This is a genomic window from Anoxybacter fermentans (assembly GCF_003991135.1).
Taxonomy (GTDB): Bacteria; Bacillota; Halanaerobiia; order DY22613; family DY22613; genus Anoxybacter; species Anoxybacter fermentans.
Genome location: NZ_CP016379.1, coordinates 1,422,181 through 1,448,434 on the forward strand (window position 1 = coordinate 1,422,181; position 26,254 = coordinate 1,448,434).

Genomic DNA, 26,254 nt, shown 5'->3' on the forward strand with positions numbered 1-26,254 from the left:
CTCATTCTGCCTCCCTTGTCAAGGCTTTTACAATCTCTTCCATAGCCATTCCCCGGGAACCTTTAACGAGAACTGTATCTCCGGGTTGAACCATATCAAGTAACTGGTTAGCCATTTCTTTATTATTTTCAAAGATAAATACCTGATCAGCATTAAACCCAGCTTTCAGGGCACCCTCGGCCACTATCTTACTATAGTCACCTTTGATTAATAAAAGGTCAATCCCTAACTCTGCAGCAAAACGGCCTATCTCACGATGAGCCTCCCCGGCAAATTCTCCTAACTCCAGCATATCTCCCAAAATAGCGATTTTCCGCCCAGAACAGTCTGCTAAAACTTTCAAACTAGCCCGCATAGAGTCAGGATTAGCATTATACGAATCATCCAGAACAGTCAAACCCTGAGATAATTTAAGAATGTTCATCCTCATCTTTGATGGTCTGAATTTAAGAAGCCCTTCCTGAATTTGAGAAAAACTCACACCCAACGCCCGTCCTGTAGCAATGGCAGCAAGGGCATTATATACATTATGTTTACCGGGCAACGGAATTTGTATTGGGATTTTCTGATTTTCAGCCTTTAAAACTATTTCCATCCCGTTAAGCCCTTTCTCTTTAACCTTCACTGCCCGATAATCAGCTTCTTCACCCATTCCAAAAAAGATCACCTTATCTGTCAGTTCAGACATTTTATAAACCCGTGGATCATCGGCATTTAAAATAGCCACTCTTTTCCCAATCAAATTCTTAATTAATTCCTGTTTTCCTTTTGCCACATTATCCAGGGTTTTTAAATATTCAAGATGACTGTATCCTACATTTGTTACAACCCCAAATTCAGGTTCTGCCAGTTTAGCCAAAAGTTCAATCTCTTTTAATCTACTCATTCCCATTTCAACCACAAGTGCTTCATGCTCCGACTTTAATTGAAAAAGAGTTAAAGGCAGACCATAATAATTATTTAAATTCCCCTCTGTTTTAAGTGTATTATACTTTTCAGAAAGGACTGCAGCAATCATATCTTTTGTGGTTGTTTTTCCCACACTTCCGGTAATCCCCACTACTTTCAAATCAAATTTTTTCCGATAATAATGGGCCAGTTTCTGAAGGGCTTTAGTTGTATCTTCTACTTTTATAATAAATTGTCCCTCTTTTAAGGAAATATCCATTTCACGATCAACTACTGCTCCAGCTCCCCCTTTTTTTAATGCACTTTCAACAAATTGATGACCATCCAATCTTTCACCGATAATGGCAAAAAAGAGCTGACCTGATTCAATTTTTCTACTATCAATACTAACTCCTTTAAAATCCCCAAAAATTCCGGAGATTAAATTTCCATTAACTGCTCGACAGAGTTCTGCCGCATTCATTTGTATCATGGTTATACCTCCTATAAACTCATAATAGCCTCTTTTGCCACTTCCCGGTCATCAAAAGGGATGGTATAATCTTTGAAAATTTGATACGTTTCATGTCCTTTACCCATAATAATTACCAGATCATTTTCTCTAGCTTCCCTCACCGCATAAAAGATGGCCTCTCGCCGATCTTCAATAATCCGGTAATTTACAGGTTGATCCAATTCAAGCAAGCCCTTTTCAATATCCCTAAGAATTTGCATGGGATCTTCAGTTCTAGGATTATCGGAAGTGAGAATACAGAGATCGCAATATTTAGCAGCTATTTTCCCCATAATTGGCCGCTTACCCCGATCCCGGTCTCCTCCACACCCAAAAACAATAATCTTTCTTCCTCTGGCAATCTGTTGAGCCGTCTTTAAAATATTTTCCATTCCGTCAGGAGTATGGGCATAATCAACAATAACGCCAAAATTTTGCCCGCAGTCCACCTGTTCAAACCGGCCGGTAACTCCCGTTAAACTCTCTAAACCCTCCTTAATAATTTCCAGCGGAATATTTAAAGCAAGCCCACTTCCTATAGCAGCAAGAGAGTTATATACATTAAAATATCCTGTCAATTTTAGCTTTAATCGTATCTCACCTACCGGAGTAGTGACATGATAAGAAACACCATTTACATTAACTTTTATCTCTGAACCGCGAATTTCTGCATGTTTGTTATTGATACCATATGTTAAAACTCGACCTTTACACCTTTCAATCATATATTCTCCTGAAGGATCATCAATATTAATTACACCAACTCCATCTAAAGTAAGAGCCTGAAAAAGTTTGCTTTTTGCCTGCCTATAGTTTTCCAGTGTAGTATGAAAATCAAGATGATCCTGTGTTATATTGGTAAAAACCCCCACCTTAAAATTAAAATTCTGTACCCGTTTCAGTTCCAGAGCATGGGAACTGACTTCCATTACAGTATGGGTTACCCCTGCCTTAACCATTCTGGCAAATAGTTCCTGTAAATCAGAAGATTCAGGAGTTGTGCGCTTGGCAGGAAAAACTTCATCACATATTTTATTCCGAATGGTACCTATCAAACCTGTTTTAATATTGGCTTTCCGTAAAATAGACTCTATCATATAGGTTGTCGTAGTCTTGCCATTTGTTCCTGTAACTCCAATCAAATTTAGCTTACGGCTGGCAAAATCATAATAAGCTTCACTAAGTCTGCTTAAAGCATCCCGGGAATCCTTTACTTTGATATAGGTTATTCCCGGTTTACGCGGCACATCTTTCTCTATCACAATAACCCGTGCACCATTACCGATAGCATCTTCTATAAAATCATGTCCATCCTTCTGAAAGCCCTGAATGCAAACAAAAATATAACCTGGTTTCACCTGTCGCGAATCATATGTAATTCCCTTTACCTCAGTGGGGAAATGAGATTCCAGAACCTCAAATTCTATTAAATTTTCCAGGAGTTTTTCTAATTTCGCCATTTTATTTCATCCTCCGATATCAATTATTATGTTCATAGTAATATTTTCTATACTATTTTACGAATATCTTCACCTCTGTTCCAGAATCCACTCTGGTATAAGGTGCAGGAATCTGATTTATTACTTTTCCTTGATTTGTAGAATATTGAATCCTTAAACCCAATTCTGCCAGAAGCTGAGCTGCTTCTTTAACAGACATTCCTTTAAGATCCGGTACCGTTACTCGATATCGTATCATCTCATCCATACCATCTTCAGCAAAGAGAATCACCGTACTCTTCTCTTCCATAATTGCTCCGGGTTTTGGCACCTGATCAATAACTTTTTCTTTATTACCCTCTACTTTGACCATAAATCCTTTCTTTAAAAGAATCTCTCTGGCCTCTTCTATAGGCTGGTTCCTCAAATCAGGAACCTCCAGTTTTTTAGAACGAACTTGACTTTTATTATCCTTTTCTATTTTTTGCTGGGGCGGGATTTCCAAATAACGTAAAACGTTTTTGGCCACTCTTTGAAAGATTGGAGCTGCAGTCTGTGAGCCAAAGTGAGGATAGCTGGTTACATTATAAAGTACCACAAGAATCACCAATTTTGGGTCATCTACCGGTACAAAACCGATAAAGGAAGAATCATAAGCCCTTTTATCCCCATAATGTTGGGCAGTTCCCGTCTTTCCCCCAATTTCATAACCTTCAATCTGGGCATTTTTTCCAGTTCCTTCTTCCACAACATTACTCAATAACTGACGTACCAGGCGTGCTGTTTCTTTTGAAATAACCTGGCGAATGGGTTCGGGCTTAAAAACTTTGATAAGATTACCCTTAGAATCCCTTACTTCTTTGACCAACTGAGGTCTTAATAAAAGTCCATCATTGGCAATAGCACTGATAGCAGTAATTAACTGAATAGGAGTTACACTGATACTGTGCCCAAAAGAGATAGTTGCCAGTTCAACAGGGCCAATATCCTCTAATGCATAGCGAATTCCAATTGCCTCTCCCGGAAGGGTTATGCCAGTTTTTTTGCCGAAACCGAAAGCATCAATATACTTATATAAAGTTTCAGCCCCAATCCTCTGTCCTACCTGGACAAAACCGGGATTACAGGAGTTTTGCACTACTTCAGCAAAAGTCTGACTTCCATGACCACCATCTTTCCAACAGTGAATAGTTCTACCGGCCACAACAATAGACCCCTTACAGAAAAAGCGGTCATTAACACTGACCACACCTTCTTCTAAGGCAGTCACAGCTGTTATTATTTTAAAAGTAGAACCTGGTTCATATGTATTGGAAACAGCTATATTCCGCCATAAAGCCGGTGAATAACGGGTAAAGTAATTGGGGTCATAGGCAGGTCTATTGGCCAGGGCCAAAATTTCCCCGGTCTTTGGATTCATTACAATTACAGTCCCCGCATCAGCCTTAATGGTGGTTAAAGCTCGCTCCAACTCCCGTTCGGCCAGATATTGGATCACTTCATCTATCGTCAAATATACATTATAACCATTTTCTGGCGGAAAATACTTCTGAATTCCATTGGGCAATGACCTATTTGTCGCATCCCGCTCCACAGCAATTCTTCCCGGTACACCTCTAAGATAATGATCCAAAGTCAATTCCAGTCCATCCAATCCCTGATTATCAATTCCTGCAAAACCCAGAATATGGGCTGCCAATTCTCCCTTTGGGTAATAACGTTTGCTTTCCTCAATAAAAGTAATTCCTTTGAGGTTAAGTGCTTTAATCTTTGCCGCTATTTCATCATCAATTTTCCGCTTCACATAAACACTTGCCCGATCTTTTGTAATTCGGTTATAGACCTCTTCTTCTTTCATAACAAGAAGTTCTGCCAATATTTTCGCCGTTTTTTCCGGATCTTCAATTTCGGCAGGGTTAGCGACTACAGTCTCTGCTGTTCCACTAACCGCCAATTCTTTTCCATTTCTATCATAAATAATTCCCCTTTTTGGTTCAACTTTCAATTCGCGGAGCCTCTGATCTAAAGCTTCCTTTTGATAGTAACTGCTATGAATCACCTGAACCCAGATCAGGCGTCCAAATAGTCCCAACATAATAAAAACTACAATAAGAAAAAGAGTTGTAATTCTTTTTCTTATGTGCAGTTTCAAATAATTCGCCATTCTAATCCCTCCACATAATTTGAGGGCCCAGGCTAATCATCCAGGGTTCCGGCCTCAACTGATGTAAGGTTTTTAAACCAGTCAGCCACCCCCTGGACAAATAGTATAACATCCTTCTCTTTTGAATCTAATTGAGAAGACCTACTCTCGCCAGTAGTTTCACTCTTAAGTGTAATATAATAAACATTCTCAGGATCTACCATTCCGAATCGTTCCCGGGCCTTCTCCTCAATCTTTTTTAAAGATTTATTTTGGGCTATCTCAAGACGGATTTTTTCATTCTCTGCTTTTAACTGAGCCAGTTCCCTTTTTAAAGTCTCAATTTGATAATTTGTTCTGCTAATTTGCACATATTGATGAATATAAAGAATTACAATTAGACCAAACAAAAATATTATACAACCAATTCCTACTGCTTTCAACACAAATGGAATTTGTCTCTTCTTATCTTTCTTGATTTTTAATCTATTTTCCTGCTTAGATCGAAAACCCTTTGAATCATATTTATATTGAGGCTTATTTTTTGCTAATATCAATGTATTCACCCCTTCTTATAATTAGAACTATCTTAGGGCACCTTATAATTTCTCTGCAACCCGCAAATTAGCGCTTCTGGCCCTGGGGTTTGTTTTCAATTCCTCTTTTTTCGGTGTTATTGGTTTACGGGTTATAATTTTTAACACAGGTTTCACATTACAAATACATACAGGTATATCTTTAGGACATATACAATCTCTGGCCATATCACGGAAAAAATGTTTTACTATTCGATCCTCTAAAGAATGAAAGGAAATTACGCAAATCCTTCCTCCAGGCTTTAATACTTCTATAGCCCCTTCTAACGCTTTTTTTAAAACGTCCAATTCGTTATTGACAGCAATCCGTAGAGCTTGAAAGGTTCGCTTTGCCGGATGGGGGCCTGAACGTCTGGCAGAAGCAGGGATAGCTGCTTTAATTATCTTAACCAGCTCTTCTGTGGTAGTAATAGGTTGCCGCTTTCTTTCTTTGACAATAAATTGAGCTATCCTGCTGGCCCATCTTTCTTCACCATACTCTTTGATTATCCGGGCAAGCTCTTCCTCGCTCCAGCGGTTGACTATATGTCTTGCTGTCAACTTCTGACTCCTGTCCATCCGCATATCCAATACAGCATCTTTCTGATAACTAAATCCCCTCTCTTCATCATCAACCTGAAATGAAGAAAAACCCAAATCAAAAAGAATTCCATCAACCTCTTCAAATCCCCGATAATAAAGGACCTTTTTTAAGTTTTTAAAATTATCCTTAACCAGAGTCACCCGGTCACTATAAGGTGCTAACCGTTCTTTAGCTCTCTTAATGGCATTCTCATCCTGATCAATACCGATCAAATGTCCTTTAGGACCTAGACTCTGGACAATTTTAAGTGAGTGACCTGCACCTCCTACAGTACAGTCCACATATATTCCATCTTCTTTTATCTGTAAATACTCAATAGTTTCTTCCAAAAGTACAGGTAAATGTATTTGCTTCATTTTTTATCACCTCGAATTAGATTCCCAATTCTTCCATAGTCTCTGCAATTTCTTCATAAGAATCTGCTGTTAATTTAAGATAACTATCCCAGTTCTCCTTACTCCAGATTTCAATTCGATTAGAAACACCTATAATTACCACTTCTTTTTCCAATGAAGCATATTCGCGCAAATTCTGTGGAAGACTGATCCGCCCAGATTTATCCAATCCACATTCTGTCGCACCGGAAAAGAAAAAACGAACAAAGGCCCTGGCATCTTTACGGGTCATGGGAAGGGATTTTAGCTTTTCTTCTAGGATGCGCCATTCTTCCATGGGGTATACAAAAAGGCAATTATCCAGACCACGGGTAACAACAAAAGTTTCACCCAGTGACTCACGAAATTTAGCAGGCATAATTAATCTTCCTTTATCATCCATAGAATGTAGATATTCTCCCATGAACACGGCTCATCCATCCCCTTCCACTAATCCCCCACTTTCATACCACAATCCTCCACTATCTCCCACTTAGTTTTTATATTCTATGTTCGTTAGGAATCTCCTTTGTCTTTTTGAAATAAATTACAAAAAAAATTGGAAAAAGGTAACTTTTATTTACACTTTTCATATGATAATAAAGAAAGACTATTATACAGGGGGGTAAATGAGTGATGAAAGTTGATTTTTTTTATACCTGGGCTAAAAATAAAGATACCCAGAATGAATACATGAAAAGTATCTGTGGCGGATTTAATCTTCCAGGTTTTTTCAAATTTATAACCATATTCATTCCCCGTAGTAAAAAAGAATAATGAGCGGGGTATATACCGACGACCCCTGGCAATTCCCTGGGATAAATAAATTAGCCTTCGGCTACAATACACAACTGTATAATTTACCTGACATTAAAAAAGGGTTGGTGGATTTAATCTTTTTCTCCCAAAAGTAGTAGCTGCTCAGGGGACATAAACTGTAAAAAACCCGATCTTGTTCCTGAATAACCATTTCTTTTAGGAGAAACAATCCCTCAACCCTATTATTTTATTGAAATTTTATTTTAAAATGAGATAAAAAGAGCTATTCCAATTAACTATGGTAGTTTAAGATTAAACAACTTACTTAAATTATACAAAAATAGCTTAAAATTAACTTTTTGTAGTTTTATTAATGATTATATTTAAAAATATTTTAATTTTTCTATAAATATTAAAAACATTTATCCTATCTGATGACCAGCTAATTGTCAATTTACCATTATAATCTTCCAATTCATGTATACTCTTGGTATCCAGGAGATTAGCAAAATATAGAAGAAAAAACAACCAGAGCTTTTTGATTGAAGCACAAAAATGTATCAAATATTTTCCTACCGAAGGTAAATAGCAAAATGTGAAACTTATGTAGCGTATTAAAAAAGAACACTGTAATAATTGTCAAAACAGAGATTATTCTTCTTTTCCTGTAGCAACTTCCTGTTGACTTAAATACCCCTCTCCTTCTTCAAGATACTTTTTATTTAATTTTTTTATAAAAATCTCATAAAGTTTTATTTTAAGATTATCAAAAAAATTAAACCTTATACCTAATAAACTACACAATCCGATAAAGCATTGTATATAAATATTTAATGAAATCACTCTATTCAAACTCAAAATAATAACTACTGCTAGCAATATTATTACTGTACATTTAATTGCCATAAAACAAACTTCAGCCTTTTTTCTAGCATCATTATCAATTCTATCCTTGATGGAATTTATATATGTCAATACCTCTTTATTTTTCCGCTTTAAAATTTCATTTTCCTCTTGTTGTAATCTAAATACATCTTCTCTTTCCTCATAATTGACTTTTGCTTTTTGAACTATTTTATCAATAAAATCTTCATCAATATCCATTCTACCTTCTAAATTCAATAATTCCTCTTCAACCCGTGCATTATAAAATATAATAGAAATATCATCATCAGTTAATTTGTTTTCCTCTTTCATCTTCTTTAATTTCTTAACAAATTTTATCCCTAAATCATCATCAACAAATAATGTATTTGCGTACATACTTATAACTGCATGTAACGGCAAATTACTGTTATTAATTGGATTCTTAAACCATAATACATTAGTTAATAATTGATCCAAAATAACCTCACTTATTGTAAATCTCTTTTGGTGACCATTCTCTATGAAATTATATTGTGCTAATTTGCTATCTGATGTTAAAAATATAGCCTTAACTTTTTCTAATTTACTAACTTCCTTTCCTCTTATTTTTTTAATAATCTCAATAGCAAAAAGATCATGATTGTAAAAAGAGTAACTATAGAAAAAATAACTCTTAGTTTTATATTTCATTATTTTTTCGTAGTCAAATCCTTCAACTCTTTCATCTGTTAATTCTTTATCTACCGGATATATTTGTATTCCATACCTTTCAAGAGTATCCTCTAAATTAGCCATAATTTCAACAATATCACTAGGGGTTATTCCCATACTCCTCAATCTACCATATACAGGGTTAGCTTTTATTTCTGATGAATATAATTTATAATTATTATTGAAGAACACGTCTAATTTCCTGTAAAGTAAAACTAAAAACATATAGCTCATAATTATGAGTTTTTAAGAAGTTCAATTAATTCTTGACAAGGTTTAGAAATTTCTGGATAATGATAATCCAATATACTAAATACAATATTTGTATCCAAGAAAACTTTACATGGTGCCATTTTACTTTTAAGCTCATTATAATCCTTTTTGACCAAAGTACAAATTATAGAACCCATTATCAAATTTTTTAATATCTCAAATAAATCAGGTTCTGATTGCTCAATGTCTCTAAAAAATTCAATAATAATACGTATTTCCTTGCGATTAGCTTTCTCACATCGAGTTAATTCCAAAGTTTCTCCTAAATAATTTACTAATGAAGATAAATTTTCATTAATTACTGACAAAAGTTTACTAGTAACCTCTTCTTCACTAAGTTCTATACCCTTCATTTGTAAATAAGTTTTTTCAATTCCTTTTCTGGTTATCATCAGCTTTCTGTCTTTTTGCTTCAAAAACCCCTTTCTTTTAGCTCTAGTAATAATACTTTGGAGTGAATGGCCTGGAATTTCAAGTTGGAATTCATTGACTAACCTTTGTTTTATGTTGTCTATAGTCAAAAATTCTTCAGTTCTGTCTTCTTGAAAAATACTTAAAACAAACGGAACAAAAATATCCAGTATATCTGCATTTATATCATGTAAACTTTAAGCCAAAGCATAAGTGTACATTAACTTTTCTCTCATTTTATCACCTCAAATTTAAAATTATTCTGTACAACACATACTTTTTTAATGTTCAGGAAATTACTCTTTGCAGAATATGATTAAACTGCAAAAACCTAATTTTGAACGACATAGAAATTTTTCGTTAAACCATCTTAGTGAGATTGAAAGAGAAATAAGGCCTCATCACAGGATGTGATGAGGCAAGCATAAACACTGAAATCGAACTTTTGATGATTTAAAAAATTTCTTTTTGAAATGAAAAATTAACTTTTTATTTTAATTATTAACATAAAAACTATTTAACTATTCTTCCGTTCGCCTCGTCTTTTTAGCCACTTATCTTTATCACTGTTTATCAGCCTGGCTCTAGTAATCGCCCACTCACCGAACTTATCCTTTAATTCATCCATAACCTTAGAAAGAGCTTCAAAACGGAGAGTATCTTTATTTTCAAAAAGAGAGAGTTGTTGATTTTTTTCATCTATCAGATTGGAAACACTTAACCCCAAAAGCCGAAAACTCTTATTATACAAATCTGTACTCCGCAACAGTTCCAGACCGGTTTCATAAAGAATCTGAGTCGAATTGGTATTGCGGTTCAGAGTTCTACATCGGGTAATAGTTTTAAAATTAGCATAACGGAGTTTAATATGCACTGTCCGGCCCAGTAAATTAGACTTACGCAATCTCCTTCCTACCTGTTCAGCCAGCTCTAACAATGTGGTCTCTAAAAAATCCAGATCACTGGTATCTTCTTTAAAGGTAATCTCATTACCTATAGATTTAACTTTAGAATGAGTCTCTACTTTCCGATTATCAATTCCGTGGGCAAGCTTATACAAATCCAATCCTAATTTTCCCAGACTACTCTCCAAAATCTCCGGTTTCAATTTGGCCAACATCCCAATGGTCTTAATTCCCCTGGAAAGCAGATATTCTGCCGTCTTCTCTCCCACCCCCCAGAGACGGGTAATAGGTAACGGCCAGAGTACCTCTTCAATCTGATCTTTTGTAATCACCACAAACCCATCTGGTTTTTCTAAATCAGAGGCCAATTTAGCTAAAAATTTGTTTGGAGCTATCCCTACTGATGCTGTAAGATCAAGTTCCTTTTTAATCGCCTTTTTAATCTTTAATCCAATCTCGATAGGATTTCCAAAAAGCCTTTCACATCCGTGCACATCGAGAAAGGCCTCATCTAAAGATACAGGTTCTACAAGAGGGGTAAAACGGTAAAAAATCTGCCTGATTTGTTTTGAAACCTGTTCATATTTACCATAATTGCCAGGTAAATAAATCCCATGTGGACAGCGACGATAAGCTTCCCTTAAAGGCATAGCTGAACGGACACCATATTTTCTTGCTTCATATGAACAGGTAGAAACAACCCCGCGTAAAGTAGGATCACTCCCACCTATAATGACCGGTTTTCCCTTAAGTTCCGGGTTATCCCTCTGTTCTACAGCAGCAAAAAATGCGTCCATATCCACATGGAGAATATGGCACTCTTCTACACCTTTTAGTTTTAATAAATCTTTTAACTTTTCTTCATCCATCTTTCCAGTCACCCTTATACATTTCTCTAATTTTCATTCTAGCACATATGTTCGCTTCTTTCAAGATTTCCCTAATCAATAATGAAAAACCCTCTCATAAAGCAATATAAAACTTGCTCTATGAGAGGGGTATAAAAACTAATTTAATGATTATACTGCAAAAAACTAATTTTGAGTGACATAGAAATTTTTCGCCAAATCATCTTAGCGAGATTTCCAACGAAATAAGGCCTCATCACAGGAGGTGATGAGCTAATCAAGGGCCAGGAGGGCCCTTTGATTAGGAAGCCTTATTTCGGCGGAAATCGAGCTTTAGATGATTCGAAAAATTTCTCAAGAAGCGAAAAATTAGCTTTTTGCAGTTTAATCATTTAATTATTCCTCATCCTCCACAATCACAGCGGTTCCATAAGCCAGTATTTCTGCTGCTCCGGACATGACCTGTGAAGTAGTAAACCTTACTCCCACTACAGCATTAGCACCCAGTTCTTTTGCATCCGCTACCATCCGATTGATAGCTTGTTCCCGGGATTCAATAAGCATTCTGGTATATTGTTTTACTTCACCCCCCACCAAATTGCGCAGACCAGCCAAAACATCACTGCCTATATGCCGGGCACGGATAGTACTGCCGCGAACCAGGCCCAGAGTTTTTACTATTTTCTTACCAGGAATACTCTCAGTACTTACGATTAACATCCTCATCATCTCCTCCTCTAGCTCTCTCCCAAATCATTTTTATTAAGACTACTATAATCCCTAATAGTATTAAAATAAGTCCGATTTTAATTAAAATGGGCATTCCAGCATCCAGCAAAAGAGATTTAATCAGAAAAAAGCCTCCATAAATTACAATCAAGGCCAACCCTAATAATATTAAAACAACAGCCATTCTTTCCATCTCTCTACCTCCTCAAACCTGGCCATTTATCTCAGCCTGAAGTTGTTCAAAAAATACCACCATAATCGATCGATAATTTTATTTAATTTGAAATTTTTTTGCTCATAACCGACCCGGGCCAGAATCTCACCGACTACCTAAGCCCCTCAAGTCATGACAGATACCAGTTAGTTTCATGTAAACTTTCAGGAATTATCAACTCCTATTTCATACTTACCTATTTTTTTCTATTTCGCCATCTAGAAATATAATCCTTCCAAATTCTTAAAATTTATTTCTCTTCATATTCGTATGCCGTTCTAATGCCAACTGAATCAACCGATCTATCAGTTCAGGATAAGATAATCCGGTAGCTTCCCATAATTTAGGATACATACTGATCCTGGTAAATCCCGGAATAGTATTTATCTCGTTTACTAAAATCTTTTCGGTTTCCCGTTCCATAAAAAAGTCAACCCGGGCAAAACCCTGGCAATCAATCGCCCGATAAGCTTGAATGGCCAGTGCTCTAATCTCTTCCATTTTTTCTTCATTAATGGGAGCAGGAATCAATAATCTGGAATTATCAGATATATATTTTGCTTCATAATCATAAAACTCTTTAGCTGGAATAATCTCTCCAGCAATTGAGACTTCAATCTGATCATTCCCCAGCACACTAACTTCTAACTCCCGACAATTTATATATTCTTCTACAATTATTTTCCTATCATGTTCGGCTGCTTTTTGCAGTGCTTTAGGCATTTCCTCGCGATTGTGTACTTTACTTACTCCAACGCTTGAACCCAGGTTGGCTGGCTTTACAAAACAGGGATAGCCAAAAATATCCTCCAGTTCCTCAATAACATAGTCCATATTTTCTTCCAACATATATCGATAGATCACTTTATAATTACCCTGGGGTAATCCCTTAGCTTTAAAAATATCTTTCATCATTCCCTTATCCATTCCAACCGCTGACGCAGCCACCCCCGCCCCAACATAGGGTAGATTAGCCATCTCAAGGAGTCCCTGAATTGTACCATCTTCTCCAAAAGGACCGTGGAGTACTGGAAAGACCAGGTCAATCTTTAGCTTCAAATCCCAATCTCCCTTTATATTGACCAGATAACTGGCATTAGATTCAGTTATTAATACTACCTGTTCCTGTTCAGATGTTATCTTCCCATCATCCAGAACCTTTTTAGAAATCTTTGGGGAAAGCCATCTTCCCTCTTTGGTAATTGCAATAGGAAATACCTCATATTTATCTTTATTTATCGCCTGATAAATAGATCTGGCTGACATAATTGAAACTTCATGTTCACTGGACCGCCCTCCAAAAATGAGAGCCAATTTTAATCTATCAGACATATAAATTCCTCCCTAAAGTTATTTACTTTTATATTCATATTCCAATTCCCCATTAATTATTAAACTCCTTCATTTTTCTTGACTTAAAACCGATTTTATGATAAATTTAGGATAGTAATCATTATTATTATCATATTATTCTATCTAATCATATTGTATGAAGGGAGTAATGGGTTGTGACAAAAAAATCCAATACGAGGATGACAAAACAACGTAAAGCTATTCTAGAAATTTTAAGAAGTACCGATTCCCACCCAACAGCAGATTGGATATATGAACAGGTTCGGAAAATTATACCCAATATCAGCCTGGGAACTATTTATCGTAATCTGAGTATTCTTAAGGATATGGGAGAAATTATGGAACTTAGTTTTGGTAGTACTTATAGTCGATACGACGGAAATCCCAAAAATCATTATCATTTTTGTTGCTTTGAATGCAACCGGGTCTATGATATAGATATTCCTGTACTCCAAACAATCAATGAAGAAGTTTCAAATAAAACTGGTAATATTGTTCATCATCATAGGCTTGAATTTTATGGTATCTGTAAGAACTGTCAGGAAAAAAATTGATCTTTTTGAGCGAAATTATCTGCTCTTTTTTTATTTTTGCCCCATTTTATTTGAATCCACTCCTCTACTCCTCCTTGAAAACAATCTATCCGTTCAGGGATAGTAAAACTGGCCTTAAGATTCATAGAATGGGGAGATACTAATTCCAGACGCAAACTCTGGTTTTTCCTTAACCCTTCTTCCACAAACTGACGTAATTCCTGATCCCGAAAACTATATCCTATTACCACCAGTCTCTCCAAAGTGAGCAAACGTTCACGAAACATTTTTAGTAACTCTTGAAAGGGTTCTTTTTTTTCCCGCCGTGGATAGACCATCATTGAAACCATTTCATCATTGGCCAAATATCTAAGATTATTTCGATAACCTAAAATTGGAATCTTAATTCTCTCACCTAATTCTGACTGATACCAGATAAATGAACCGTGGAGTTTATATAATTTTACCTGAAATTTGGGATCCTTAAATAAGCAGGGATTCCAGTTAACTAAAAAACCATCCGTATAAGATAAGGAAAATTCTTTACACAAAATCTCTATCACCAGATCATAATTTAATGAAAAAATATCAATAATAGCTCCAGTTTTCTTCAACCATTCAGCCAATGGATATAGATATTTAAGTTTATTTCTTTCGACACGAAACTTTTTTCGTAAATATTCTTTTAAATGATAATCCAGTCTCTTAGCTCCTTTGATCAACTGCTCCAAATCAATAAACTTTTCACCAAAACATCGCTGGGCCAGCCGATTTATTAGAGTAATAGGTGCATCCTTTAAATCATGACATAGTTCCATTAAAAGTTCAAAGTCTTCCTCAATATCTGGAATCAATTCCTTAAGTTCCTGATAAATCCTTTTCTCCTCACCTTCCAAAATCCTGGGAAAATCCATCACTAAATCTCGCATAATTGGAATTCCCGCCGGATAAGAAAAACCTGCTCCAATCAAAAAAGCTGTATCTAATTTCATCATTACTCCCCTCATATTATTCGTATCAATTTTCCATAATACATGACCATTCTTACATTCCTATACCATTCTCTATCATCCAGGCAATCATCAATAATCGTCAGATTAGCAATTTTACCTACCTCAATATTACCACAACGATCATCAATTCCCAATGCCACTGCTCCATTAAGTGAAGCTACCTGTAAAACTTCTTCTATTTTCATTCCATCTGCTAACATTTCTGCCAATTCAATATAATATTTTCCATGGTGATTAAATGGTGTTCCAGCATCAGTACCGACAGCGATTTTACACCCCTTCTTATAAGCCAGGGCAAAGGAATGTTTATGTTCTTCAACCACTTCTTCTGCTTTTTTAACCATCTCAATTGGCAATTCTTCCCGATGACGGAGAATTAACCGCGGTGCTGCCAGGGTTGGAATTAAAACCACTGATTTATTTTTTATCATCTCCACCGCTTCTAAATCAAGTCCGATTCCATGTTCCAAGGTATCCACCCCAGCTCTAAGGGCGTTCATAATCCCTTCTTTTCCTTCCACATGAGCAGAAACCCTACGCTTAGCTTTATGAGCTTCCTCCACGATGGCTCTGATTTCATCTTCATTTAACTGAGGTGAGCCGGGTTTAACTCCCTGTGTTAATATACCTCCTGTAGCAATCACCTTCAATAGATCAACACCTTTTTTCAATTCCTCTCTAGCTCCCTTTCGAGCAATATCAGGACCATCTACCTCTTTACTTATCTGATAAATATGCCCTCCAGTCATGGTCAAAGCCTTTCCGGAAGTATAAATTTCCGGACCTTCCACCAATCCCGCTTTCTGAGCTTTCTTCAATTCCAGAACGATATCACAGTCCCCGCCCAAATCCCTTAATACTGTAACCCCGGCTTGAAGATGTTTTTTTAAATATGTAACAGCTTTAATTGCGGTAATAACCACTCCATCCTGCTGCCATTGGCTGATGGGATCTGCTTCACCTGTCAACGTCAGATGTAGATGGGCATCAATCCAACCTGGAAGAACCAGCATCCTCTGTAAATCAATAACCTCACGCCCAGGCTTATCAAACCCCTTTCCTATATTTTTGATTATACCATCTTCTATCCAGATTTGTTGTCCTTCATGAAACTGCATCTTTTCACTATCAAACCATCTGGCCCCGCGAATGATCAAAAAAGTCACTCCTTTTTTCTTTATTGTAGCCGAAAGGATTTTATTTAATAACTTGGTTAAACTGCACAAAGCTAATTTTACACTTCTTGAGAAATTTTTCGAATCATCTAAAGCTCGATTTCCGCCGAAATAAGGCTTCCCAATCAAAGGACTCTCCTGGCCCTTGATTAGCTCATCATCTCCTGTAATGAGACCCTATTTCATCGGAAATCTCACTAAAATGATTTGGCGAAAAATTTCTATGTCGCTCAAAATTAGCTTTGTGCAGTTTGATCATAATGTTATCCATAACCTGCAAAAAGTATAATTTCCTAAACACTAAAAAAAATAACAAAAAAATTCGATCTTATTTTTCCACATAAAGAAAATGTATAGTTACATCAAGTAAATTTAGGATTTTTATAATATCAAATCGGGTCTATTTCTTTTGTCCACAAATTTCACTAATCTGGTTTCAGATACTTTAAAGCTTTTTGCTGGCCCAGATAATAACCATCAATTAATTGTCAACTAAAATTCTAATAAAACATTAAAAAAAAAGTGGCAATCCCTATAAACAGGATATGCCACTTTATTTTTAAACAGTTAAAATTCTTCATATTTATTTCATTCTTCTCCAAGATTCTCAGGTAAAATTTTATTTAAGATCAAACCCGCAATACCTGCCAGAGCCATACCAGCAATCGTTAGATTTCGAATTTTTAATTCTGCACCACCAATTCCGATAACCAGAATGACACTTGCAATAATCAAGTTTCGAGCCTTAGTTAAGTCAACATTATTTTCTACCATTGTTCGAATACCAACACTAGTAATCATACCGAATAGGAGAATGGCTATTCCGCCAACTACTGGCTGTGGAATTGTACTGATCAGTGCACTCAATTTTGGAATAATTGACATCATGATAGCAAAGCAAGCAGCAATCCGCATCACTATTGGATTATATACTTTAGTCAAAGCCAGAACACCTGTGTTTTCAGAATAAGTCGTATTGGGAGGACCACCGAAAATACCAGCCAGTGATGTTGCCAAGCCATCACCCAATAAGGTACGATGGATTCCCGGATCACTTAAATATTCTCTTCCTTTCCCTACTGTAGCACCGATAGCAAGAATATCTCCAACATGTTCTACCATAGATACAAGAGCTACAGGTGCAATCATCAGTATTGCTGACCAATTAAATTTTGGCACTGTAAATTCAGGCAATCCTAACCAGGCTGATTCTTTAACCACTGTGAAGTCAACCAATCCACAAATTAGAGCAGCGATATATCCACAAACCAAACCGAAGATGACAGGTACCAATTTTACAAATCCTCTACCAAAGACAGTTATCAATGCTGCTGTAAGTAAAGAGATTCCAGCCACAAGCCAGTTCTCTTTTGCCATGTTAATAGCAACTGGTGCTAAAACCAGACCTATAACCATGATTACTGGCCCTGTAACAACAGGCGGGAAAAGCCTTTCAACAAATTCAGGACCAACCAGATATATTATTAAAGCCATTATAGCATATATTAGACCCGCTATAATAATTCCACCCTGAGCAGCAGAAACATCACCATATTCTTTAATTACCAGTGTAATTGGAGCAATAAATGCAAAAGAGGATCCTAGATATGCAGGTACTTTGCCTTTAGTAATCAGATGGAAAAGTAATGTACCTATTCCGGCAGTAAACAATGCCACACCAACATTTAAACCAGTTAAAATGGGAACAAGTACAGTTGCTCCAAACATGGCCATTGCATGCTGAAGTCCCAAAGTCACTAATTTCGGCTTACTTAGTTTTCCGACATTTGGAATTTCTTTACTTAAAACTTCATTTCTTACTTCCATTTTGACATTTTCTATCATTTGTTCTCCTCCTTTATTTTTTCTATTGCCAAATCAGCAGCTTTAAAAGGCAGCTTTAATCTGTCACTTCATCACCTCTCTCGTAAATCCCAGATCATAAAAAAAACCCTCTTACTGTGAGACCAGCAAGAAGGTTTAAAATCTCTACTTAGGCAGATATCCCTCTAACAAAGATAGTATACTATCTGCCAGAATAGCTATACATTTCGCACCCCTTATAGCCTCACAGGACTAATTTAAAAAGGTGGCATTTTATTCGCTTTTATTATTTTATTTGCATTGTATTTTATCAAAAAAAAGCATCTATGTCAAGAGGAATAAGCAATATTTTTTTAGACAAAAATTTTTTCTCCTTAAAGATTAAACTGCAAAAAGCTAATTTTAAGCGCCATTGAAATTTTTCGTTAAACCATCTTAGTAAGATTGAAAAGAATGATCTCATCACATGATATGATGAAATAATCAAGGGTTATAAGGACCCATTAATTAGTATGCCTTATTTCGACTGAAATCGAATTTTAGATGATTCGAAAAATTTTTTTATAAAGCGAAAAATTAGCGTTTTGCAGTAAAATCCCTAAATAATTTTACGAAAAATATAGTAATATCTTAATTTTATTTTAATAAGCCTATATAAAAAATTTTTTCAGAAAAAATAAAAAGCAGATGAAGCTTGTTCACCTGCTATGTAAAAAATATTTTGGGTCTATAATTAATGTTGTGAAGAAAAAATTATAAAAAATAAAAAGGCATTTGCTGGCTCCGTTGAATTAATTAGTTGCGAACTAAAAACCAAAGAAAGGAGTCCAGCAAATGCAATATAATAATATCATAAAATTTCTTGATTTGCCAGACATTATTGCAACTGAAATTATTTCAACGGAGGACAGATATATTTTTATCGCTGAAGCAAAGAAAAATCACATTGTGTGTCCTCAGTGTGGTAATATCACTAATAAAATCCATGATACAAAATGGCAAAATATTAGAGACATCCCCATAAGAGGTAAACTAGTAATCATTAGACTTCTAAAAAAAAGATATCGTTGTCCTTATTGTCATAAGAGGGGTATCCCTGAAAAATATGAAAGTATTGATAAATATGCCCGTAAAACCAAACGCTTTGATAAATATCTTGCTAAAGAAACTGTCAGCAAGGATTATTCTAAAGTTGCTAGAGAAAACGGGTTAAGTTATACAGCTGTTAATAATGCAGTTAAAAAAGTAGTTGACCCTCTCATTAAACAACAAGTTTCAAAACTTAGTCAATTAAAAGCCATCAGTATCGATGAATTTGCAGTTTTAAAACGCCATAAATATGGAGTTAGCATTACAGATCCAATTAATCGGGAGTTAATTGACATTTTACCTACTCGCAAAAAGGATGATTTAATTGACTACTTTAATTGTTGGGAAGATGAACAAAGACGACAGATTCAATCGATCTCTATGGATATGTGGCGGCCGTTCAAAGCAGTAGCAGATGCAGCATTTACTCATGCAAAAATTGTTATAGATAAATTTCATCTTGTAACTTTAATGAACAGAGCCCTTGATGAAGTTAGAAAACAAGTTCAACAAACAGTAAATAATCATCAGAGAAGAAAGTTTTTTCAAAGTCGTTTATTACTCCAAAAACGAGCTGAAGAATTGACAGATGAAGAACATGAAAAGCTCATCAAATTATTTGAACTCAGTCCAGCTCTAGAAAAGGCCTGGGAATTAAAAGAGGAATTCAGAGACCTATTGCAGCTAGATGATGTGAAAGAAGCCACCAGAGCTCTAAAAAGGTGGTATAAAGAAGTAATAAAAAGCAAGCTGATGCCTTTTTACCAGGTAAAAAAGATAATACAAAGATGGGAAGAAAAAATACTAAATTATTTTAAGACTAAGATAACCAATGGCTTTGCTGAGGGTATCAATAACAAGATTAAATTGATCAAAAGGATTGGATATGGTGTTCCAAATGTTATGAATCTAAGGAGAAGAGTATTTAATGCAATGTTAAGTTATTAAATTTAAATGTTTATTTCAAAATCAATTTACCAATCAATTCAACGGAGCCAACTTATCTTTCACAACATTTGACGGAGAGCCAATATTTTTAATAAAAAATGGTGGGCGCAACAGGACTCGAACCTATGACCCCCTGCTTGTAAGGCAGGTGCTCTCCCAACTGAGCTATGCGCCCATAAAAAAAAATGGCACGCCTGAGAGGATTCGAACCTCTGACCTACGGATTAGAAGTCCGTTGCTCTATCCAGCTGAGCTACAGGCGCATAAATGGAGCGAGAGACGGGACTTGAACCCGCGACCCTCACGTTGGCAACGTGATGCTCTACCACTGAGCTACTCTCGCATGACTATAAGCTAGCTGGTGCGAAGGGGGGGATTCGAACCCCCACGGGCGTTTTTATTGCCCACTAGAACCTGAATCTAGCGCGTCTGCCAATTCCGCCACCTTCGCATAAATGGTGAGCCATGATGGATTCGAACCATCGACACCCTGATTAAAAGTCAGGTGCTCTGCCAACTGAGCTAATGGCCCACATTTATCTGTACTTTCAAAACTGCATACTGGGATCTTCGATAGATCAAGCCCTCGACCTATTAGTACCGGTCAGCTAAGGACATCACTGCCCTTACACCTCCGGCCTATCTACCTGGTAATCTTCCAGGGGTCTTACCTGATTAACTCAGCGGGATATCTAATCTTGAGGGTGGCTTCACGCTTAGATGCTTTCAGCGTTTATCCACTCCGCACATAGCTACCCAGCGGTGCCCCTGGCGGGACAACTGGTACACCAGCGGTGCGTCCATCCCGGTCCTCTCGTACTAGGGACAGATCCTCTCAAATATCCTACGCCCGCGGCGGATAGGGACCGAACTGTCTCACGACGTTCTGAACCCAGCTCGCGTACCGCTTTAATTGGCGAACAGCCAAACCCTTGGGACCTGCTTCAGCCCCAGGATGCGACGAGCCGACATCGAGGTGCCAAACCTCCCCGTCGATGTGAACTCTTGGGGGAGATAAGCCTGTTATCCCCGGGGTAACTTTTATCCGTTGAGCGACGGCAATTCCATCCTCTACCGCCGGATCACTAAGCCCTACTTTCGTACCTGCTCGACCTGTCTGTCTCGCAGTCAAGCTCCCTTCTGCCTTTACACTCTACGTGCGATTTCCGACCGCACTGAGGGAACCTTTGGGCGCCTCCGTTACCTTTTAGGAGGCGACCGCCCCAGTCAAACTGCCCACCTGACAATGTCCCAATACCGGATCACGGTATCTGGTTAGAATTCCAGCACAGCAAGAGTGGTATCCCACCGACGGCTCCACCAACACTGGCGTGCTGGCTTCTACACCTCCCACCTATCCTGTACATGCTGTACCAAAATCCAATATCAGGCTGCAGTAAAGCTCCACGGGGTCTTTCCGTCCTGCCGCGGGTAGTGAGCATCTTCACTCACACTACAATTTCGCCGAGTCCCCCGTTGAGACAGCGCCCAGGTCGTTACGCCATTCGTGCAGGTCGGAACTTACCCGACAAGGAATTTCGCTACCTTAGGACCGTTATAGTTACGGCCGCCGTTTACTGGGGCTTAAGTTCGATGCTTCGCCTCTAATGGCTAACATCTCCCCTTGACCTTCCAGCACCGGGCAGGCGTCAGCCCCTATACTTCGTCTTGCGACTTAGCAGAGACCTGTGTTTTTGGTAAACAGTCGCCTGGGCCTATTCTCTGCAACTCCTTTCGAATCCGCGGGCTCGCCGCTTCTCCTACTCGGAGCACTCCTTCTCCCGAAGTTACGGAGTCATTTTGCCGAGTTCCTTAACGGGGGTTCTCTCGCGCGCCTTAGGATTCTCTCCTCGCCCACCTGTGTCGGTTTGCGGTACGGGCGCCCATTGGCTCGCTAGCGGCTTTTCTCGGCAGCGGGGAATCAGCCACTTCGCCCCATTTCAGGGCTCCCCATCACACCTCAGAGTTAACAGCCGGACGGATTTGCCTATCCGGCCCTCCTACATGCTTGGACACAGTATTCCACCACTGTGCTGGCCTATCCTTCTGCGTCACCGCTTCGCTCAAACGCCAATTAGGCGGCATCGGAATCTCAACCGATTGTCCATCGCCTACGCCTTTCGGCCTCAGCTTAGGTCCCGGCTTACCCTGAGCGGACGAACCTTCCTCAGGAATCCTCAGGCTTTCGGCGGGGGAGATTCTCACTCCCCTTATCGCTACTCATACCGGCATTCTCTCTTCTATACGGTCCACCGCTCCTTACGGTACGGCTTCGCCCCGTATAGAATGCTCCCCTACCATCCGCTTACGCGAATCCGCAGCTTCGGCGACAGGCTTAGCCCCGGTACATTTTCGGCGCAGAACCACTCGACCAGTGAGCTATTACGCACTCTTTAAATGAATGGCTGCTTCTAAGCCAACATCCTGGTTGTCTATGCAGTCCCACATCCTTTCCCACTTAGCCTGTACTTGGGGGCCTTAGCTGGCGGTCTGGGCTGTTCCCCTCTCGACTATGAAGCTTATCCCACATAGTCTGACTCCCAGGCTCTTCGGTATCGGTGTTCGGAGTTTGAATGAGTTCGGTAACCTTTCAGGGCCCCTAGCTCAATCAGTGCTCTACCGCCGATACCTAACACCTGAGGCTAGCCCTAAAGCTATTTCGGGGAGAACCAGCTATCTCCAGGTTCGATTGGCTTTTCACCCCTATCCACAGCTCATCCCATGACTTTTCAACGTCAATGTGGTTCGGGCCTCCACAGACTCTTACACCTGCTTCACCCTGGCCATGGATAGATCACCTGGTTTCGGGTCTATGGCATGTAACTTGCGCCCTCTTCAGACTCGGTTTCCCTACGGCTTCGCCCCTTTCGGCTTAACCTCTACGCTACATGCCATAACTCGCCGGTCCGTTCTACAAAAAGTACGCGGTCAGACTTTCTAATAGTCCTCCCACTGCTTGTAGGCATACGGTTTCAGGTTCTATTTCACTCCCCTCCCGGGGTTCTTTTCACCTTTCCCTCACGGTACTTCTTCACTATCGGTCGCCAGGGAGTATTTAGCCTTCGGAGATGGTCCTCCTATCTTCCCACAGGGTTCCACGTGTCCCGTGGTACTCTGGATCCTCAACAGGGTCTTCAAGCCTTTCGCCTACAGGGCTCTCACCTTCTATGGCCTGCCTTCCCAGACAGTTCGGCTAGACTCTCAGTTTAACCCCTGACAGCGTGCAGACTGTCCGTTGAGGTCCTAAACCCCCATGTAGCAACGGCTGCACCCTTCTACACTACATGGGTTTGGGCTCCTCCCCTTTCGCTCGCCGCTACTCAGGGAATCGCTTTTGCTTTCTTCTCCTCGGGGTACTAAGATGTTTCAGTTCCCCCGCTTGCCCTCACACACCTATGCATTCAGTGTGTGATACCACAGCATTACCTGTGGTGGGTTACCCCATTCGGACATCCCCGGGTCTACGCTTGTTTGCAGCTCACCGGGGCTTTTCGCAGCTTACCACGTCCTTCGTCGGCTCCTGGCGCCTAGGCATCCACCGTATGCCCTTTACAGCTTGATCTATCTCGAACCCCAATATGCAGTTTTCAAAGTACAGAAATATGGTGGAGGTAAGCGGATTCGAACCGCTGACCCCCTGCTTGCAAGGCAGGTGCTCTCCCAACTGAGCTATACCCCCACACATATATTCCTTTCACATCTTTGGTGGGCCTAAGTGGACTCGAACCACTGACCTCACGCTTATCAGGCGTGCGCTCTAACCTGCTGAGCTATAGGCCCTTAACTTCTGAAAGGTTTATGACCTCTCAAAAGTGAACAGCAATCAGCTCTCTCTTCTCCTTAGAAAGGAGGTGATCCAGCCGCACCTTCCGGTACGGCTACCTTGTTACGACTTCACCCCCCTCACCAGACACACCTTTGGCGCCTCCCCCCTCATCGGTTAGGACAGCGACTTCTGGTGCATCCAACTCGGGTGGTGTGACGGGCGGTGTGTACAAGGCCCGGGAACGTATTCACCGCAGTATGCTGACCTGCGATTACTAGCGATTCCGGCTTCATGCAGGCGAGTTGCAGCCTGCAATCCGAACTGAGAGCTGCTTTTTGGGATTAGCTCCACCTCGCGGCTTCGCAACCCTTTGTACAGCCCATTGTAGCACGTGTGTAGCCCAGGGCATAAAGGGCATGATGATTTGACGTCATCCCCACCTTCCTCCGGTTTGTCACCGGCAGTCTCCTTAGAGTCCCCGGCTTTACCCGCTGGCAACTAAGGACAGGGGTTGCGCTCGTTGCGGGACTTAACCCAACATCTCACGACACGAGCTGACGACAACCATGCACCACCTGTCACCGTGTGGCTCAAAGAGCCAAACCCTGCTTTCACAGGTAGTCACGGGATGTCAAGCCCTGGTAAGGTTCTTCGCGTTGCTTCGAATTAAACCACATGCTCCACCGCTTGTGCGGGCCCCCGTCAATTCCTTTGAGTTTCAGTCTTGCGACCGTACTCCCCAGGCGGGATACTTATCGCGTTAGCTACAGCACTGAGGGTATCTAAACCCCCAACACTTAGTATCCATCGTTTACGGCGTGGACTACCGGGGTATCTAATCCCGTTCGCTCCCCACGCTTTCGCGCCTCAGCGTCAGGTACAGGCCAGAGAGCCGCCTTCGCCACCGGTGTTCTTCCTGATATCTACGCATTTCACCGCTACACCAGGAATTCCACTCTCCTCTCCTGACCTCTAGTCCGGCAGTTTCAAACGCAGCCCACTGGTTAAGCCAGTGTATTTCACATTTGACTTACCAGACCGCCTACGCGCCCTTTACGCCCAGTAATTCCGGACAACGCTCGCTCCCTACGTATTACCGCGGCTGCTGGCACGTAGTTAGCCGGAGCTTTCTTATGAGGTACCGTCAAACCGCACATCTCTTAAACATGCGGCCTTTCTTCCCTCATGACAGGGCTTTACGTTCCGAAGAACTTCTTCACCCACGCGGCGTTGCTCCGTCAGGGTTTCCCCCATTGCGGAATATTCCCCACTGCTGCCTCCCGTAGGAGTCTGGGCCGTGTCTCAGTCCCAGTGTGGCCGTACACCCTCTCAGGCCGGCTACCCATCGTCGCCTTGGTGAGCCGTTACCTCACCAACTAGCTAATGGGACGCGGGCTCATCTCCGATCGGCAGCTTAACGCCACCTTTCCTTCCAGGAACATGCGCCCCCGGAAGCTCATCCGGTATTAGCCCACCTTTCGGTGGGTTATCCCCGTTTCGGAGGTAGATTACCCACGCGTTACTCACCCGTCCGCCACTGCCTGACTTCCAACTTCAGCCCGAAGGCCTCCGTCAGAGCAGGCCGTTCGACTTGCATGTGTTAGGCACGCCGCCAGCGTTCGTCCTGAGCCAGGATCAAACTCTCCAAACAAAATCTATCTTAAGCACTTTAAAGTGCTTAGTTTCCTTAACTCAAAGGAAATCTTCTGGCTGATTGCTGTTCACTTTTCAAAGGTCATTTTAACTAAAATTTCTCAATTCCTTGATCATTTTAACATTTAATTTCAGAATTGTCAAGACTTTTTTTATTCATCATTTAAATTAATTTAAAAATAAAGCAAACCTTCCCCGGAAACGACATTAATTATCATAACATATCAATTTCCGCAATGTCAAGATGTTATTTTAAAATAATTTTATCAAGATTTTTTGTACCATCTAAATTTCACGGTATAAACCAACAACTTAAATGGATTAGTAGTCTCAAAAGACGTATGCTATTTTAACAAATTAACTCTAATATGTCAAGAGTATTTTCAGTAATAAAGGAAAATTTACTGATAATAAAGGAAAATTTACTGATGCCAAGGATGAAAGTTATTCATAAACTGTATAATTTACTTGGCATTAAAAAACTCTACGCGTATGCGTAGAGTTTAAAAATAATTCCCGCAACGTCCTACTCTCCCACAGGGTCTCCCCTGCAGTACCATCAGCGCTGGAGGGCTTAACTTCTGTGTTCGGAATGGGAACAGGTGTGGCCCCTCCGCTATCGTCACGGGAAACTTTATTACCTTTT

At 39.5% G+C, this 26,254-nt stretch carries 18 protein-coding genes, 7 tRNA genes and 3 rRNA genes; 3 read left to right on the plus strand and 25 right to left on the minus strand.

Going from position 1 to position 26,254, the window contains the following annotated elements; genetic code table 11:
* Position 1: 1 nt before the first annotated feature.
* From BBF96_RS06340 to mraZ, 6 genes are read right to left on the minus strand one after another with little or no spacing between them, the layout of a single operon-like run.
* Positions 2 to 1,381, minus strand: coding sequence for a UDP-N-acetylmuramoyl-tripeptide--D-alanyl-D-alanine ligase (locus BBF96_RS06340; RefSeq protein WP_127016370.1), 1,380 nt, complete (start codon positions 1,379 to 1,381; stop codon positions 2 to 4).
* 11 nt (positions 1,382 to 1,392) lie between these two features.
* Complete coding sequence (locus tag BBF96_RS06345) at positions 1,393 to 2,862, minus strand: UDP-N-acetylmuramoyl-L-alanyl-D-glutamate--2,6-diaminopimelate ligase (RefSeq protein WP_127016371.1); 1,470 nt, start codon at positions 2,860 to 2,862, stop codon at positions 1,393 to 1,395.
* 52 nt (positions 2,863 to 2,914) lie between these two features.
* Complete coding sequence (locus BBF96_RS06350; protein ID WP_127016372.1) at positions 2,915 to 5,005, minus strand: stage V sporulation protein D; 2,091 nt, start codon at positions 5,003 to 5,005, stop codon at positions 2,915 to 2,917.
* A 32-nt stretch (positions 5,006 to 5,037) separates the two neighbouring features.
* Entirely contained in the window at positions 5,038 to 5,541 is a 504-nt protein-coding gene (locus BBF96_RS06355; RefSeq protein ID WP_164730926.1) for an FtsB family cell division protein, read from the minus strand.
* Between the two features lie 42 nt (positions 5,542 to 5,583).
* On the minus strand, positions 5,584 to 6,519 hold the full coding sequence (rsmH, locus tag BBF96_RS06360) for a 16S rRNA (cytosine(1402)-N(4))-methyltransferase RsmH (RefSeq protein WP_127016374.1): 936 nt from the start codon (positions 6,517 to 6,519) through the stop codon (positions 5,584 to 5,586).
* A gap of 16 nt (positions 6,520 to 6,535) precedes the next feature.
* Positions 6,536 to 6,967 carry a division/cell wall cluster transcriptional repressor MraZ gene (gene mraZ, locus BBF96_RS06365; RefSeq protein WP_127016375.1) on the minus strand — a complete coding sequence of 144 codons (432 nt, stop codon included), beginning with the start codon at positions 6,965 to 6,967 and terminating at the stop codon, positions 6,536 to 6,538.
* Between the two features lie 206 nt (positions 6,968 to 7,173).
* Between mraZ and BBF96_RS16385 the strand changes: the two genes are divergently transcribed.
* Positions 7,174 to 7,314 carry a hypothetical protein gene (locus tag BBF96_RS16385; RefSeq protein WP_164730927.1) on the plus strand — a complete coding sequence of 47 codons (141 nt, stop codon included), beginning with the start codon at positions 7,174 to 7,176 and terminating at the stop codon, positions 7,312 to 7,314.
* 633 nt (positions 7,315 to 7,947) lie between these two features.
* Here the strand turns inward: BBF96_RS16385 and BBF96_RS06370 are convergent.
* From BBF96_RS06370 to BBF96_RS06395, 6 genes are all read right to left on the minus strand, one after another.
* Positions 7,948 to 9,066: a hypothetical protein gene (locus tag BBF96_RS06370; protein WP_164730928.1), complete on the minus strand. Its 1,119-nt coding sequence runs from the start codon at positions 9,064 to 9,066 to the stop codon at positions 7,948 to 7,950.
* 44 nt (positions 9,067 to 9,110) lie between these two features.
* Complete coding sequence (locus tag BBF96_RS06375; RefSeq protein WP_164730929.1) at positions 9,111 to 9,563, minus strand: hypothetical protein; 453 nt, start codon at positions 9,561 to 9,563, stop codon at positions 9,111 to 9,113.
* A gap of 512 nt (positions 9,564 to 10,075) precedes the next feature.
* Positions 10,076 to 11,332 (minus strand): DNA polymerase IV, encoded by a 1,257-nt coding sequence (locus BBF96_RS06380; RefSeq protein WP_127016378.1) that lies wholly within the window; start codon positions 11,330 to 11,332, stop codon positions 10,076 to 10,078.
* A 375-nt stretch (positions 11,333 to 11,707) separates the two neighbouring features.
* A complete protein-coding gene (locus BBF96_RS06385; RefSeq protein WP_127016379.1) occupies positions 11,708 to 12,031 on the minus strand; it encodes a YbjQ family protein in 324 nt (107 codons plus the stop codon).
* Positions 12,012 to 12,233, minus strand: a complete 222-nt coding sequence (locus tag BBF96_RS06390) for a hypothetical protein (protein WP_127016380.1) — start codon at positions 12,231 to 12,233, stop codon at positions 12,012 to 12,014. Before BBF96_RS06390 ends, BBF96_RS06385 begins: the two co-directional genes overlap by 20 nt.
* Positions 12,234 to 12,497: 264 nt before the next feature.
* The gene (locus BBF96_RS06395) at positions 12,498 to 13,586 is read right to left on the minus strand and encodes a D-alanine--D-alanine ligase (RefSeq protein WP_127016381.1); all 1,089 of its coding nucleotides are present in this window, start codon (positions 13,584 to 13,586) and stop codon (positions 12,498 to 12,500) included.
* A 200-nt stretch (positions 13,587 to 13,786) separates the two neighbouring features.
* On the opposite strand from BBF96_RS06395, the gene BBF96_RS06400 reads away from it, so the two are divergent.
* On the plus strand, positions 13,787 to 14,161 hold the full coding sequence (locus tag BBF96_RS06400) for a Fur family transcriptional regulator (protein WP_127018204.1): 375 nt from the start codon (positions 13,787 to 13,789) through the stop codon (positions 14,159 to 14,161).
* On the opposite strand, the gene BBF96_RS06405 is transcribed toward BBF96_RS06400, so the two are convergent.
* The 3 genes from BBF96_RS06405 to BBF96_RS06415 all read right to left on the minus strand — a co-directional run bounded on the left by BBF96_RS06405 (position 14,146) and on the right by BBF96_RS06415 (position 18,173).
* Positions 14,146 to 15,132, minus strand: coding sequence for an SIR2 family protein (locus BBF96_RS06405; protein WP_164730930.1), 987 nt, complete (start codon positions 15,130 to 15,132; stop codon positions 14,146 to 14,148). The two genes, BBF96_RS06400 and BBF96_RS06405, sit on opposite strands and share 16 nt — an antisense overlap.
* Before the next feature lie 11 nt (positions 15,133 to 15,143).
* Entirely contained in the window at positions 15,144 to 16,310 is a 1,167-nt protein-coding gene (locus BBF96_RS06410; RefSeq protein WP_127016383.1) for a metal-dependent hydrolase family protein, read from the minus strand.
* Between the two features lie 606 nt (positions 16,311 to 16,916).
* Positions 16,917 to 18,173 (minus strand): uracil-xanthine permease family protein, encoded by a 1,257-nt coding sequence (locus BBF96_RS06415; protein ID WP_236777891.1) that lies wholly within the window; start codon positions 18,171 to 18,173, stop codon positions 16,917 to 16,919.
* 813 nt (positions 18,174 to 18,986) lie between these two features.
* Here BBF96_RS06415 and BBF96_RS06420 point away from each other — a divergent pair.
* Complete coding sequence (locus BBF96_RS06420) at positions 18,987 to 20,189, plus strand: ISL3 family transposase (protein WP_081499421.1); 1,203 nt, start codon at positions 18,987 to 18,989, stop codon at positions 20,187 to 20,189.
* A gap of 99 nt (positions 20,190 to 20,288) precedes the next feature.
* Here BBF96_RS06420 and BBF96_RS06425 read toward each other — a convergent pair.
* The 10 genes from BBF96_RS06425 to rrf form a co-directional block, all read right to left on the minus strand.
* A tRNA-Val gene (locus BBF96_RS06425) sits at positions 20,289 to 20,364 on the minus strand.
* Positions 20,365 to 20,375: 11 nt separating this feature from the next.
* Positions 20,376 to 20,452 (minus strand) — tRNA-Arg (locus BBF96_RS06430).
* Positions 20,453 to 20,457: 5 nt separating this feature from the next.
* Positions 20,458 to 20,532, minus strand: a tRNA-Gly gene (locus BBF96_RS06435).
* Between the two features lie 16 nt (positions 20,533 to 20,548).
* A tRNA-Leu gene (locus tag BBF96_RS06440) sits at positions 20,549 to 20,640 on the minus strand.
* Positions 20,641 to 20,645: 5 nt separating this feature from the next.
* Positions 20,646 to 20,721: transfer RNA gene (locus BBF96_RS06445), tRNA-Lys, on the minus strand.
* Positions 20,722 to 20,763: 42 nt separating this feature from the next.
* Positions 20,764 to 23,751, minus strand: a 23S ribosomal RNA gene (locus tag BBF96_RS06450).
* 41 nt (positions 23,752 to 23,792) lie between these two features.
* Positions 23,793 to 23,868 (minus strand) — tRNA-Ala (locus BBF96_RS06455).
* Between the two features lie 24 nt (positions 23,869 to 23,892).
* Positions 23,893 to 23,969: transfer RNA gene (locus BBF96_RS06460), tRNA-Ile, on the minus strand.
* A gap of 64 nt (positions 23,970 to 24,033) precedes the next feature.
* A 16S ribosomal RNA gene (locus tag BBF96_RS06465) occupies positions 24,034 to 25,606 on the minus strand.
* Positions 25,607 to 26,121: 515 nt separating this feature from the next.
* Positions 26,122 to 26,238, minus strand: a 5S ribosomal RNA gene (gene rrf / locus BBF96_RS06470).
* Together the 16S, 23S and 5S rRNA genes with 7 tRNA genes alongside form the textbook arrangement of a ribosomal RNA operon.
* Positions 26,239 to 26,254: the final 16 nt, after the last annotated feature.

Bases quoted from the DNA above. Each gene is read 5' to 3' on its own strand.
- BBF96_RS06350 (WP_127016372.1), bottom strand. From the start codon at position 5,005: ATGGCGAATTATTTGAAACTGCACATAAGAAAAAGAATTACAACTCTT.
- BBF96_RS06345 (WP_127016371.1), bottom strand. From the start codon at position 2,862: ATGGCGAAATTAGAAAAACTCCTGGAAAATTTAATAGAATTTGAGGTT.
- BBF96_RS06395 (WP_127016381.1), bottom strand. From the start codon at position 13,586: ATGTCTGATAGATTAAAATTGGCTCTCATTTTTGGAGGGCGGTCCAGT.
- BBF96_RS06415 (WP_236777891.1), bottom strand. From the start codon at position 18,173: ATGATAGAAAATGTCAAAATGGAAGTAAGAAATGAAGTTTTAAGTAAA.
- BBF96_RS06390 (WP_127016380.1), bottom strand. From the start codon at position 12,233: ATGGAAAGAATGGCTGTTGTTTTAATATTATTAGGGTTGGCCTTGATT.
- BBF96_RS16385 (WP_164730927.1), top strand. From the start codon at position 7,174: ATGAAAGTTGATTTTTTTTATACCTGGGCTAAAAATAAAGATACCCAG.
- BBF96_RS06420 (WP_081499421.1), top strand. From the start codon at position 18,987: ATGCAATATAATAATATCATAAAATTTCTTGATTTGCCAGACATTATT.
- BBF96_RS06400 (WP_127018204.1), top strand. From the start codon at position 13,787: ATGACAAAACAACGTAAAGCTATTCTAGAAATTTTAAGAAGTACCGAT.
- BBF96_RS06380 (WP_127016378.1), bottom strand. From the start codon at position 11,332: ATGGATGAAGAAAAGTTAAAAGATTTATTAAAACTAAAAGGTGTAGAA.
- rsmH (WP_127016374.1), bottom strand. From the start codon at position 6,519: ATGAAGCAAATACATTTACCTGTACTTTTGGAAGAAACTATTGAGTAT.
- BBF96_RS06385 (WP_127016379.1), bottom strand. From the start codon at position 12,031: ATGTTAATCGTAAGTACTGAGAGTATTCCTGGTAAGAAAATAGTAAAA.
- BBF96_RS06340 (WP_127016370.1), bottom strand. From the start codon at position 1,381: ATGATACAAATGAATGCGGCAGAACTCTGTCGAGCAGTTAATGGAAAT.
- BBF96_RS06405 (WP_164730930.1), bottom strand. From the start codon at position 15,132: ATGAAATTAGATACAGCTTTTTTGATTGGAGCAGGTTTTTCTTATCCG.